At 36.1% G+C, this 14,080-nt stretch carries 11 protein-coding genes and 1 tRNA gene; 2 read left to right on the top strand and 10 right to left on the bottom strand.

The features are described 5' to 3' along the window. Positions 1 to 12 precede the first annotated feature (12 nt). From LVD15_RS04465 to LVD15_RS04500, 8 genes are all read right to left on the bottom strand, one after another. The gene (locus tag LVD15_RS04465) at positions 13 to 3,390 is read right to left on the bottom strand and encodes a SusC/RagA family TonB-linked outer membrane protein (protein WP_233779115.1); all 3,378 of its coding nucleotides are present in this window, start codon (positions 3,388 to 3,390) and stop codon (positions 13 to 15) included. 124 nt (positions 3,391 to 3,514) lie between these two features. Then, a complete protein-coding gene (locus tag LVD15_RS04470) occupies positions 3,515 to 4,483 on the bottom strand; it encodes a FecR family protein (protein WP_233779116.1) in 969 nt (322 codons plus the stop codon). Positions 4,484 to 4,602: 119 nt separating this feature from the next. Continuing rightward, entirely contained in the window at positions 4,603 to 5,148 is a 546-nt protein-coding gene (locus LVD15_RS04475) for an RNA polymerase sigma factor (protein ID WP_233779117.1), read from the bottom strand. A gap of 609 nt (positions 5,149 to 5,757) precedes the next feature. Then, positions 5,758 to 6,384, bottom strand: a complete 627-nt coding sequence (locus tag LVD15_RS04480; RefSeq protein ID WP_233779118.1) for a hypothetical protein — start codon at positions 6,382 to 6,384, stop codon at positions 5,758 to 5,760. A gap of 133 nt (positions 6,385 to 6,517) precedes the next feature. Then, positions 6,518 to 7,417: a flotillin-like protein FloA gene (floA, locus tag LVD15_RS04485; protein WP_233779119.1), complete on the bottom strand. Its 900-nt coding sequence runs from the start codon at positions 7,415 to 7,417 to the stop codon at positions 6,518 to 6,520. A 450-nt stretch (positions 7,418 to 7,867) separates the two neighbouring features. Next, complete coding sequence (locus LVD15_RS04490; RefSeq protein WP_233779120.1) at positions 7,868 to 8,626, bottom strand: DUF1828 domain-containing protein; 759 nt, start codon at positions 8,624 to 8,626, stop codon at positions 7,868 to 7,870. Positions 8,627 to 8,638: 12 nt separating this feature from the next. Then, entirely contained in the window at positions 8,639 to 9,127 is a 489-nt protein-coding gene (locus LVD15_RS04495; RefSeq protein WP_233779121.1) for a DUF6978 family protein, read from the bottom strand. Between the two features lie 283 nt (positions 9,128 to 9,410). Then, positions 9,411 to 9,484: transfer RNA gene (locus LVD15_RS04500), tRNA-Asn, on the bottom strand. Positions 9,485 to 9,882: 398 nt separating this feature from the next. Between LVD15_RS04500 and LVD15_RS04505 the strand changes: the two genes are divergently transcribed. Beyond that, complete coding sequence (locus LVD15_RS04505) at positions 9,883 to 10,302, top strand: Hsp20/alpha crystallin family protein (protein WP_233779122.1); 420 nt, start codon at positions 9,883 to 9,885, stop codon at positions 10,300 to 10,302. A 55-nt stretch (positions 10,303 to 10,357) separates the two neighbouring features. On the opposite strand, the gene LVD15_RS04510 is transcribed toward LVD15_RS04505, so the two are convergent. Further along, positions 10,358 to 11,260 (bottom strand): hypothetical protein, encoded by a 903-nt coding sequence (locus tag LVD15_RS04510; protein WP_233779123.1) that lies wholly within the window; start codon positions 11,258 to 11,260, stop codon positions 10,358 to 10,360. 62 nt (positions 11,261 to 11,322) lie between these two features. Further along, positions 11,323 to 12,600, bottom strand: a complete 1,278-nt coding sequence (locus LVD15_RS04515; RefSeq protein ID WP_233779124.1) for a CHASE2 domain-containing protein — start codon at positions 12,598 to 12,600, stop codon at positions 11,323 to 11,325. Between the two features lie 138 nt (positions 12,601 to 12,738). Between LVD15_RS04515 and LVD15_RS04520 the strand changes: the two genes are divergently transcribed. Continuing rightward, positions 12,739 to 13,944 (top strand): IS4 family transposase, encoded by a 1,206-nt coding sequence (locus LVD15_RS04520; protein WP_233777304.1) that lies wholly within the window; start codon positions 12,739 to 12,741, stop codon positions 13,942 to 13,944. Positions 13,945 to 14,080 lie beyond the last annotated feature (136 nt).

The raw sequence follows: 14,080 nt of genomic DNA on the forward strand, positions 1-14,080 counted from the left end.
GATTTAAGTTTATTACAATTTTAAATTAACAGAGAATCCCATACTTCTTAGACTGGGCATCATAAAGTAATCCACTCCTTGATAATATGTACCTGTGTTAGCGGTCATTTCAGGATCAAAAGGAGCTTTATTATAGATCATCAGCAGATTTTTCCCCACAAAAGAAACAGTCATGCCTTTTATCCATTTTTGGAAAGTAACAGGCACCTGATATGAAAAAGTGACCTCACTAAGTCGAACATTTGTAGCACTATAAGTATATTGTGACCCAATACCTCCATTTACTCCCCCTACGGTTTTGTAATATTCCATGGCAGGAATTCGTTTACCATTCACTAATGCTCCGCCGGCTTCTCTAGCCTCAGCTGTTGTAGCCGAGGTTCCAAAGGCATCCATCAATGCTTGAGTATTAGAAACTACAACTCCCCCTACGCGGGCGCTAAACAAAAAGCCTAAAGAAAATCTATTCCAGCTGATATTATTACCCAAACTCATATAATATTTGGGCGCACTATTTCCCGCTCTGATGTAGTTATTGGATTCAGCTTCTACTGCCTGCGTGGAAGGGTCAACGAAAATAGCACCATGCTCATCTGCTCTTAAGGTATTTACATAGATATCGCTAATAGATCCTCCTTCTCGAAGTAACATTTTATAACTACCTGTACCCCCCATATCCAATTCATCGAGCACCACCAAATCACCAGTAATCGGATTTCTCCAACCAGGTAAAAGCTCTATTATTTCATTTCTGTTAAGAGTATAAGTAAGATAAGAATGTAGTGTCACTTCACCTATTGACTTATTGTAGTTAGCCGTCACTTCTATTCCCTTATTATCCACCTGACCAGCATTTACAATTACGCTGGTATAACCGGATGTGGTGGAAAGAGTAGGTTCAAAAAATTGATTGTAAGTACTCGATTGATACAATGTAGCATTAACACTTAAGCTATTATTAAATAATTCTACATTTAATCCTGCTTCCCAAGCCTTTGTTCTTTCAGGTTTCAAATCGGTATTTGGAAGCCTGGTTTGAGTTTCTGGATACCCTCCTGTTAAAGAATAAGTAGGAATAGTAATAAATATATCTGGTTCATTTCCTACCTCAGAATACGACGCTCGCAACTTTATTAGGGAAACAACACTAGAGTTAATATTAAAAATATCAGACATGATACCAGTAACGCCTACAGAAGGGTAGAAAAATGAACTTGTATTGGAACCTGCCAAAGTTGAAGGCCAATCATTTCTTGCAGTGAGATCGAGATACACTAAATTTTGATACCCCAACTGAACACTAGAAAACACGGCTTGTTTTTTAGTTTCATATCCAGATTGTGATCTTTCTGCTGTAGCAGGCATAACATTAGCATAAGTAAATAAATTAGCTACTCCTTGAAGGTTGCCTCCATACATATTTTGATCATAGCTTATATTTTCAAAATTAGTACCGATAGTGGCATTCAGGTTAATATTATTATTAAATACATTTCTATCAATATTCACCAAAAACTCCCCATAGATCTGACGTGTACCTGTTTCGTTTAATGAGTAATAACCATTTTCTGAAGCAAAAAGGGTATTAGTAGAGGCATTAAACTTTTCCTCATAAGTATCTCTACTTCTATCCATTTTTATCCTTGAAGACACATTAACACCTTCGGCAACTTTATATTTCAAGCCCAAATTAGTCATATATCTTTCCTTCTGGTTGTTAAAATTATTGCGTTCAGTAATCCAGTATGGGTTTTGAAGAGATACACCCTGATCTCCATAAGGCCAAAACTGTGTTTGAAAGTTTCTGGAAGCATTATACCTCTCAAAAGTCTTCACCTTTTCAAAATCATCTCCGGGAGGGAACAGATAAACTGCCACTAATGGGTTAAAATATTGCCCTTGGGCTGTCATGTTTTGCTCTTCTACGTAACTAGACATAAAGCCAAGATCCATAGTAAGGTTATTAATCAGCTCAGTGGAGTTACGAACTGAAAAATTATACCGATCATATTCGTTATTATGTACAATACCTTTACCATTAACACTCCCTGCAGAAACATAGGTTTGACTGCGCTCAGAGCCTGTGGATAGACTTACCGAGTTAGTAACATTAACTCCCGTCCTAAAAAAGTCTTCAGGGTCATAAGAAGAAGGAGTCTCCAGACGCTCTCCCCAGCTATCATAACTCTCGCCCCCTCTCTCCGTTACACCATAGGTATTTTGAAATTCGGGAAGAACTAATGGCGAGAGAAATAATGTATTATTAGTAATATTAATGGAAGTATGATCTTTATTTCCCTTTTTGGTAGTAACCAGAACCACTCCATTAGCTGCCGAGCTACCATATAGTGCGGCAGCGGCAGCACCACTTAACACGGAAATACTTTCAATATCTTCAGGGTTTAGATTAGATATACCATCACCTGTTTGTCCCGCTCCAGAATACAAATCTGATGGCTGATCTACTGACAAGTTAGGCATAGGGATACCATCAATTACATACAAGGCATTATTATTACCTGATATGGATTTAGCTCCCCGCATAACCACTCGTGATGAGCCTCCCATTCCGGCTGAAGAACTGTTAATCCTTACTCCGGCAATTTTACCATTAAGGTTATTAACAAAGTTAGCGTCAGCTACCTGGTTAATGGTTTCTCCTGAGAGCTCCTGAACATTATAGGTTAATGATCTTTCCTCCTTTTCAATACCCATGGCAGTTACTACAATCTCATTTAAAGATTCTATACTGGGCACCAAAACTATCATCAGCTCGGTCTGATTGCCTACAATCACTTCCTGTGTTTCATACCCTATAAAGCTAAACACGAGAGTAGCATTCTCATCTTCCACTTCTACAGAGAATTTTCCGTCCAAATCAGTAACAGCTCCTCTAGTGGTACCTTTAATGAGTACGCTCACTCCTGTTAAAGGCAGACCATCATCTTCTGAGATCACCTGCCCCTTAACCACTTCGGCTTTACGATTTACTTCTCCAATTAGCTTAGCGCCAGAAGGAGCTTTTTCGCCGCCCTTCTTTACACTAATATTATTGTTGAGTTTATAAAACTGCAGATTAGTAATATTAGAAATCCTAAGCAATACACTTTCTACAGACACATTTCCGGGAGAAATGCGGATTTTTGGCAAATTCTTAAACTCTAATTCACCATACACAAAAACAAACTCGGTTTGTTTTTCTATTTCATCAAATATTTTTTCAACGTCAGCCTCTTCAAAGTCAATATTAATATAAGTCTCTGAAACACTCTTTGACTGAGCCTCTACAGTTTCAGCTATTAGCGCCGAAAAGCTTGTAAAAACGATGAAAAACGCACAAGTTGATAATTTAATTGTCTTCCAAATAACTGGTAGAATTTTACTTTTCATATTTTCGCATCTTACATAATTACCTTATAAATGTGGCCACCTTGTTGTGGCGCATGGGTACGAACCGGGAATGGCAGTTCCCGGTTCTTGTTGAGGGTTTTAGTTTTTCATTTTCACATAGGCACTATTTTTTAAATTCTATATTCACCTTTTTATTGGTTCTTTTAAACTCAAATTCCAAGGCAAATCCGATACTTTTCAATACACTTTCCAGATTGGCATCTTTAAAAGAGCCACTTACTACAGGAGCAGGATTAGGCTTATTTACTAATTCAATATCCACATCATACCACCGTTCTAGCACTATCAGCGCTTCATCTATGGCTGTTTTATTGAAGTGAATTATTCCTTCTGCCCACAATGCCGAAGAACTATTCTCCCCTACCCGTTTCATCAATGTATCAGTGCTATTTACAAATGTTGCTGACTCGCCCTTATTTAAGATCAACTCTGCTTTTTCTGCCTTCACATTTACTTTTCCTCTCAGCAAACTCACCTCTGTTTTATCTTCAGGATCGAAAGCATTAATATTAAAGACTGTACCGAGTGCGGTAACATCTACCTCTCCACAGTTGACTATAAAAGGCCTTTCCGTATCTTTTGCCACCTCAAAAAGGGCTTCTCCCTTTAAGAAAATCTGGCGATCTGTAACACCATAAGACGCACTATATCTAATTTCACTTTCAGAATTAAGCGTTACTATACTACCATCTGGCAGCTGAGTGGTTAACTTATCTCCACTAGCCGTCATTTTGGTTATAAAGCCGTCATCAGCATTCGCCCATGGAGATCCTTCTAAAAAAAGAAGGCCAAAAACTGCGATTAAGACTATTGCTGCAGCTGAATAAACCCAATACTTACGCGAAGAATCATTATTCTTAGCAGTAATTATTTTGTTAATTCTCTCATGCACCTCACCGGCCTTTTCGGCTCCAGGATCATATGAACCTCGCTCCCATTTGGTTTCCATCAATTCATCTACTTGGTCAGCATTTTTAGGATCCGTTAACCACTTCATCACCACTTCCGTCTCTTCTTCCGTACACTGCTTTCGGAAAAATCTATCTAGCACATCTTTATTAATAGGATTCATTTGAGCTGTTTACATTAGTAATACAAACCAAAGCAGAGTTTACCCCCACTCTTGTGTTTAAGATTATTTGATTTTTTTTGGGAAAGGATATTTAGGCCGCAAAACAGCCTTAGGAGAAATCAATAGTTTCCTATTCTTTGATAGACCAACTCCAGAGCTTTTTTCATCTGTTTCTCTACAGTACCAGCAGAAATATTTAAAAACTCAGCGATCTCACGGTAGGTCAAGCCCTTGATTCTGTTAAGGGTGAAAATTCTTCTTCTCTTTTCAGGAAGATCAGCAATAGCTTGGTTTAAAACTTTGCGAGTCTCTTTAAAATTGATTCTTTCTTCAATTGTATTACAAGAGGTTTTTTGATACAGAGTGTACCTATCGATACGTTTTTTGGTAGAGTCATTATACTTAAGCTTATTCAAAGCCAGATTTTTGGCTATCTTAAATAGCAAAGCATTTAATGATTTTTCAGTATCTAATTCTCCTCTTTTTTCCCATAGTTTAACGAAAGTATCCTGTACTATTTCCTCCGCATCTTCAGATGAAACGGAAAACGAAAATGCAAAATGAAAAACCTTTCTATAATATAAATCATAGACAAAATTAAACGCTAAAATATCTCCATTCTTAAGCCTTTTAAGTGACTCGATATTTACAACATTATTATCCATTTTAGTAAAAGAGAGATAAGGTGACCAACTAAAAAAGACACTGACTGAATACGTGTCAAATGCTATTTTAATTAAAAATAATCTATAGCAAAGTGTCTCAATCTAGTAATACTTTCATTAAGCTAAAAATATTGATAAGCACATGTTTGCGCTCACTTATTTTGCGTGCGCGCAAACACCAGTAATACACTTAATTAGTTTTGTTATATTTATTGATGTTATTAAAACATCAATAATCCATGATACAAAAAGAACTTATGACTCATATTAACCGAATTAAAGTGTAATTTTGATTGTTTACTAAGCACTTAAGACAATAAAACCAAATTTTATTTTGTCAAAAACACTACCCCAAAACTCATCCCGCTATATTATTTCATAATATATTAATATTTAATAAAATGCCTGCCAAATCAATAAAAATAATTGAAAATATTTTAGAAACACCTTGTCTACAGGTTTACCAGCGCCCTTGAAGGCTGGATATAAGTTCAGAGTTTTCAGTAAGATTTAGAAGTAAGCCATCCTCTACAAGCATCAAAAAAAGGATAACCCAAAAGACCAACCGAAGGATCGGAAATCAACGACTCCGAACTCAGCCGTTTGCTTTTATTTAGCAGCCACCATCCCTTTCTTAATCATACTAAAGGCCTTTTTATAAGCATCATAAAGGGCTGTCATCTGATCAGTAACATTTACCCTAGATTCCGAGCCTTCATCTTCTTGTATGATTAATGGATTGATAGAAGTATGCACCAAAAACTTAGCTTCTATGCTTCTAGAATTAACATGATAAATATCAAAAAGCACATCCGCTTTATTAGACTCATTATCGGTGTTATAAGGTGAGTTGTATTGATTCAGGTCATTTTCTGTATACACGCCATAATTTGCTCCTTGCTGCAAATTATTTACCTGAGCTCCAATTATATACCTCACGCCCAAATGCTCACTAATTTCCGCCAAAGTAATGGTGTCAGAAAGCGTTAAATGATCAAGCATATCCTTGCTTATACCCGCTTTTATGAGATTATATTCTTCTTCTGGTAAATAGAAAAGTCTGGCTTCAGTATCTTTAAATTGTGCTTTAGTCTGCTCATACAACTGTTGAGACCAGTAGCCTGCAATCCCCTTCGTGGGAAGAATCAAGATTCCTGAATTTTCAATAAGCCTGGGCGTACCATAGTAGTTGGTGATTTTCGTGTTAACACATGATGTGATTAACAATACTGCCATTACAAGCAGCGACAACCTTAAAATATTATTCAAAATGATATTAATTAATATATTATTACAGATAATTAAGACTAAATATATTAATTATTTTACATTAAATAATATTTACAAATCAAATAATAAACATGCTGGACTACTTCCGCTTTTTGAATAATTGCCCTTGCCTGAAAGCATCAGACAATGCAGCAGGTATTTCAGCTTCTGCATCTATCACCTTAGCTTTAGCTTCCTGAACACGAGCCATCATCTCCTGCTCTTGCGCTATAGCCATAGCACGCCTTTTCTCAGCTTTAGCATTAGCCACACTCAAATCTGCCCGAGCCTGATCTATTTGTAGTTTGGCTCCAATATTCTCTCCTATATTAATATCAGCAATATCAATAGACAGTATTTCAAAAGCTGTACCTGCATCTAACCCATTAGCCAAGACTCTGCTAGAGATCTCCTCGGGCTTTTCCAGCACCTCCAGATAACTTTCTGCCATACCTATGCGCGATATCACCCCTTGGCCTACACGAGCCTGAATAGTAGCCTCTCCAGCCCCACCCACAAGCGTTTGAATATTAGTTCTTACCGTTACTCTGGCCTCTGCAATCAGCTGTATACCATCTACAGAAACTGCCGTAATGGATGGCACCACTATGATATACGGTGTAACTGAGACCTGCACCGCCTGCAACACATCTCTACCCGCCAGATCAATAGCCGCAGCCTGCTTAAAATTCATGGCAAGATTAGCTTTATCTGCCACTATTAAGGCTTTAATTACATTTTGCAGATTACCATGCGCCAGATAATGCGTTTCTAACTGATTAGTAGTAACATCTGTAATACCCGCTTTTGTAGCCAATATTAATGATCTTACTATAAGTTTAGGTGGCACCTTTCTAAACCTCATAAATACCAGGTCTAAAAGATTAACCCGAACACCTGAAAAAATAGCAGTAACCCATAAGTCAATAGGGAAAATGAAGAAGAACAACCAAAGACCTATAATTATAGCGGCAATGACGATTATAGTTGCAACAGGCATAAGAATGTGTTAATGGTAAATAGTTCTCTAATGTAGCTGAAGTTAATTGACTTTTAATCAAAAAAGTGAACTATAAATTACCCCTTACCAAGATGAAGTGTGATTGGTAAATTAAACACAAGCGTCAATTGACCTTGTTAAATAAGGAAAATAAAGCCAAGCGGTTAAAGCCTATTCTTTTGACAACCATTCCTCCCGAAGCATAGCATACACCACATCGTCAACATACCCCCCATAGAGAGAAAAGCACCCTAATTGGCAGCCGACATCAATCAACTAACTCTTAAAGTGACATAAATCGAACCGCAGTCTAATAGATACACTGGCACGATTTGAACCTAAATCATTGACATACACCTAACCGAAATGGGCAACATAAATCAAACTGTTCTTTCCTCGTATTTGAACCCTGCAGCAAACCATAATTTTTCAGTTCTATTAGGCCCAGTTTTAAGCAACTAATTTTGGAATATTGTCTTCTCTATTTGACCACTCAAAATATTTAATATTATACTCTTCTAATGCTCTTTGTACTTCAGAAGAAATCTCACTTTCATCATTTAGTATTAACAGTCCTTCTGTCTCAGGTCTTACTAAACGGGTATCTTCAAGCATCCACATTACACTCTCGATTCTATCTTTTCTTGGTGTGTTGATAGCTTTTATAGCAATTTCTTTTCTTTGCTTTATTTTAGGTAATGTAAAATCAAATTTATGGCTAAATCCACTTTTACCAATAAAAGTAGTATCTCTAACATAAATAACATCTCTCAACTCGAAGAAAGTGATTACATCTTCAATAAAAAAACTTTCTACTTTGGGTTTAGCAAGGACGAACAAGTCATCAATGGAAAGAATTGCTTGTATTACTCTGTGTTTTACTTGTGGAAAATTTTTAGTGGTCGTTTTTGCTATTAACTCATTGTTTTCTGTTCTTAAAATCCCAAAAGATCGCAATATTATATCAAGTTCCTTAGCCCTTTTTTCACTTCTATCAATGTCAATCCCACTTAATTTCAATTCACTAAGTGTTACACCAGCATCTGAAATAGAAATACTACCGTCTGACTCTTTCCTAAGATAAATCTCAATCATATCGTTTTTATGATTTAAAAAAGGAGTTATCACCTCATGCCAACCATCACCAACTTCCCTCAACGAGATTCCTTTCTTTATCCAGTCAACGTACGAATTTACAAGTTCTATCATCTTTGCAATTTACTAAAAGATGAGATTTTTAACTACCTTAACCCGCAAGTCTTCCACCTTACAGTAAGTGAAAAATTTTATCATTTTCTCATATAAGCCATCTTCTTTTGTAATACCCATCTCAGGGACTTTAGACAAAGGCAATGCCCACCTTTCACCAAAGCCATCCATATAAAAGTGTATATGGTCTTCTCGTAAACAGACATATTCCTCGAAACCATAAAAAATTTTGTCTGGTGCAGGGGCCGGAGGATTTGTATGGTTACCCATAAAATCCAATCTTCGTATTACGTAAGTCTTCTTATACCTCAGTTGTAGTGTAGCCTTATTGACGATTTTATTTTTCCTACTTATATCTGATTGAAACTTAATTCTGCCAGTATCATTTTGCAATTCAATTTCCAAATATTCGCCTTGCGTTGGGAACTCTACACTTGCTGAATAACAAGGGTATTTTGCTACATCAAATAAAGTTTTGACTTCTGACGGATTCAATTCCATGATTTACGTTTTACAATTACGCCCATCCGTATAAGAGACACAAAAATCTCTTTTTGATTTATATAAATTTTAATATACATAAATCAAAACACTAAACATTATAAAAATTAATCTTTTCACCACATAACTCCCGCTTAAAAGCTTCAACATCCAAAGTCAAAAACTAGTACAGCGTCCAAAAAGCAAAAGAATGATTACAGATAAGAAAGTAAAACTCACCCTCAGAGAAATGAAAAACAGAAAGGCTTAAAACGAAAAAAGCCTGACTTTCGTCAGGCTTTTGCTCCCCCTCTTGGGCTCGAACCAAGGACCTACTGATTAACAGTCAGCCGCTCTAACCAACTGAGCTAAGGGGGAGTGTTGTGTGTGTTTCCCTTAAATGGAGTGCAATTCTACGCCATCAATTTTTAATATGCAACAATTAATTTCAAAAAATTTTAAGATTTTTTCTTAAGCCTCATTTATTGAATTTTAACTATAATATAATTGAATAAAAACCAGCAAAACTCAACTCTTCCTCAAAAGCACCTTTAATAGGCTCTTTCGGCTCTTATCAAACTAAAAAGACATTTTTTCATTTCTAAAACCATCAAATACAGTCATTATGTCATTTATTTACATCTTTTTTTAATATTTAATGTCATTATGTCTTCTTTTTATATTCCAAATAACTCAAAACCAAGATTGGTACAGTTTTCAATAATGAGTAAGTATAAATCGAAAAAAATTTCAAGAACTTAAAACATAATAACACCATGACACTAGTAAGATACAACCCTCTAAACAATTTCGTTTCTGGAACATTTGGTGACATGATCGAAAACTTCATTAGAGAAGGCGCCAAAGGACAAGAAGCTTATACTCCTGCCGTGGATATATTCAAAAATGAGAACTCAATAGAGTTACATCTTTATACACCAGGCATCAGCAAAGAAAATATTAAAATAGATTTAAATGAAGATTTGCTAAGCATAAGCGGCGAAAGAAACTTAACAGAGGAGTTAAAGAAAAATGCCACTCAGATAGAATCTAAGTATGGCACTTTTAAAAGGTCTTTTAAGCTTTCTAAAGACATCAACATAGAAAAGATAGATGCCTCTTATGACAATGGTATATTGAAGGTAACACTACCTATCAATCCTAAAAAAGAAGCTCGAGTAATTAAAGTCAACTAATTCTAAAACGAAAAAGGCAGCCCAAGGGCTGCCTTCTTCTTATATGATTGATATACTAGTTTTCCAGATTATTTCTTAATATAAAATCAGAATAGGCTAATTTATAAGTATCTACTTGCGGCGCCATAGCTATCGCTTTTTCATAGCTCACCATAGCATCTATCAGTAAATCATTCTCCTCATAAAAACCAGCCAGAATAAACTGATTTAAAGCATTCTCTTTATCTATCTCTTTAGTAAGATCAGTCAGAGAATCATTTATCTTCTCTGCTTCTTCCTGTTTCAGCTTTTTCAAAGCAAAAGTTTTAGAAGTACTACCTCCATCTGCACTGCTTACACTGAAAAGTATTACATTTTGTTTCGCTATACGAGCATCAGATAAATCTACTGTAATACTATTATCATTACTTTCCAGCTCAAGAAGTGTATCCTCAAACATGTTTTTAAAAGTAACTACGTATTTAGATTCGGTGTACAAAGAATCCCATCTAATAACTACTTCATCATTAAACACTTTGCCAGAACTTGGCATATATACTTTTATAACATTCTGCTGAGCATTGGTTATTTCTCTGGTTACAGATCCGGTAGATTTCAACCTGTTTTTCTGTGTTTCTGCTGTCATTTTACTTAAAACGAAATCAGCATATTTACTAGCCACACTAGAAGTGCCTCCTCCTACTTTGCTTTCCAGGTCTTTAACCTTATATGTACCGGCTGTTTTTAGCTCTAAAGTCTTTCCTGACTTATGCACCAAACCCACATAGGCACCTTTAGATAACACCAGGTCATCCATAGCTTGCAAGGCAGCTCCGGTTTTCACCTCTTGCCATTCTGAACCACTTTTAAATTTATTCTCTCCTTTATTAGCTAACACTTTAAAAGTATAATTCTGCCCATGAGCTACTCCTACTATTAGCAAGAGTAGAATTAGGTTAAGGAGATTAAATTTCTTCATGGAAATTACGTTTGAACATTTTGCTATTTTGATTAAACAACCTTACATTGCTGGGTTATCATCTATACAGCTTTACGCTTTATGGTAAACAGTTGCTTTCTCTTTTCTTTATTGAAGATATTTTTCACTACTCCATAATAAACCTCAAGCGCATCTCCGGCTAACGCTATGGCTGCCAAAGTAATAACCAGATTAAGCTTAAAGCTATAAGCACTGAACACCATCACTATTACAAATAGAATAAGGCCGATTTCGAGCAACTGAATCGTTTTAGTAATACCATCATACCAGTCTGGCAATCGGTAGTAGATGTAGGAAAACAGCACCACATTAACAAAACAAATAAGAATGGCCAACACTATTCCGAAGCCCTCTTTATCATTTAAATCATTAACATAATCTTCATTTAAAATCATGGAAATAATATTAGCGTGCACCACCACTCCATACATATCAGGATTGGTCTTGCCTGCATACTTTTTATTAAGTGGAGTAAAAAACTTATCATCCCACGAGGTATCGAAAAAGTCCTTACCCATATACCCAAACAACACTATTTTATCCTTAATAAGTCCGGGCACAAAATTTTCTTTCAGCACATCATCCACATCCAGCGCATAAAACCTGTTAGGATAATCCGTTCTGGTAAAAGGATCTATGATATTACCCCTATAATTAATCACCTCACTAGCGTTACCTCTTTCTAAAAAATTAGAAGCCTTTTGAGGCGCGTATAATTGAGCAATTTTCACGGCAAAAGCCTCATTACTCTCCTTTTTCACTTTTCTCTGCGGAGGGAAAGCCCGGCAAGTCTTAAAATCTTCCTGCGTTTCGGCATCAGTAAACAAATTAGCAAACCCATGATAAGCGCCGCCTCCAAAAATAGGATGAGAAGTGTGCAAGGAGTCAAAATAATCATCTCCAGGATGCTCAATAGCAAATTGCGGAGTCTGAAGCAGCTCAGAAACCAGCACCAGGCTATCCACCTCATCAAGCACATTACTTAGAAATACATCTCCTAAAGTGTCTGACTTAAGGCCATCAAAAAATATGTCTACACCTACTATTTTAGGATCATACTTATTAATGATTGAAATCTCATGCGCCAATTCAGCCCTATTGAGATAGCCGATATTTACAACTACAATGTTGGTATCAGGAAGTGGATCTTCCCGAAGGTTAGAAAAGGCGACATCAGTAATATCCATATCATCCAGCGCCTCACCAATAGGATCAAATGCATCAAAAATTTTAAATTGAGTAACATTAAAGATGATCCACATAATAGAAAAAACGAAAATAGTAGCTAGTATGGAGTCGATCCAGAATTGCTTTTTCATGAAGCCTGTATTGAGACAATTAAAAGTGTAACAATAGTAAAAATCACTAGTGTCCGAGAAAAAAGATAGGGGCCTCTGAATAATTTCAAGAGTGCCCCATAATGTGTATTTTCGGTTTACCACAACAAAAAATCACACATGAGTAAAAATACATATTTCTACGGACAGCCAATCTTTTCTCAACTATTATCGCTGATAGATAAATCGGTGTTAAATCAAATAATATCAAAACACCAATCTGACAGATATTACAAGAAATTGAATACTTGGCATCACCTAGTAAGCATGTTATACTGCTGTTTCAGTGGGGCAAGTGCTCTCAGAGAGCTTACTACGGGGCTTTTGGCCTGCCAAAACAAACTGATCCATTTAGGTATTCAATTTATACCCAGACGTTCCACTTTATCAGATAGCAACAAAAAACGCAGTAGTATAGTCTTTGCAGACATTTACATGAAATTGTTTAAAAAGTATCGGCACCTTTTGCCGGACAGCCGCTTGAGAATGGAAGTTCTCAATAAACTTTATATTGTTGATTCAACGATTATTAGTCTGTTTAAAGATATTCTCAAGGTAGCAGGACGCCCTAGAAAAGATGGCAAAAGCAAGGGAGGCATTAAAGCTCATGTAATGATTCATGCGGCAGAATTAATGCCATGTTTAGTACGGTTGACCAAGGGAAGTCAGCATGATCATACATTTTTAAAGCAATTACAACTCCCAGAAGGATCCTATGTGGTGATGGATAAAGGGTATATCGATTATAGACAATACGCACAGTGGAGTCATCAAGGGATATTTTACATTACCAGAATGAAAGAAAATGCCAGATATCAATCAATAGATGAGCTAGAACTGCCTGAAGATAAAGACTTTTGTGTACTTAAGGATGAAAAAGTTGTTATCAGTTTCAAGACTGATGGACAAGTGCAAGAGCTTCAAAATAGAAGAATAGCCTATTATGATGACCTCAATAATAAATTATTAGTGTTTATGACCAATAATATGGAGTTGGAAGCAGCCACAATAGCGGCCATTTATAAATACCGATGGCAGATAGAGCTTTTATTTAAAAAGCTGAAGCAGAACTTTCCTCTCAAATATTTTCTGGGGGACAACCAAAATGCTATTGAGATCCAAATTTGGAGTGCCCTGATCTGTCTATTATTGATGGAAGTAGTCCGAAAACAGATCAAAAAAAGATGGGCCTTTTCTAATATGGTCTCATTGGTAAGGTTTCACTTGATGGCCTATGTTCACCTTACCCGCTTTCTAAACAATCCAGACCTAGAACTTCAAAAAACAATATATAAAACCAATCAATACCCTTTATTTAGTCCATAGAGGGCTCACTTTTCCAGATTAGAAGAAAACCACTTTATTTTTGCTTAGAATCGCTAAAATTTCTTAGACCAGAGTTTAGTCGGACACTAGTGAGTAAAAATATAAAAATTAAGCAGTTTTAGATATTATAATTTAA

This window comes from Fulvivirga maritima, assembly GCF_021389955.1.
Taxonomy (GTDB): domain Bacteria; phylum Bacteroidota; class Bacteroidia; order Cytophagales; family Cyclobacteriaceae; genus Fulvivirga; species Fulvivirga maritima.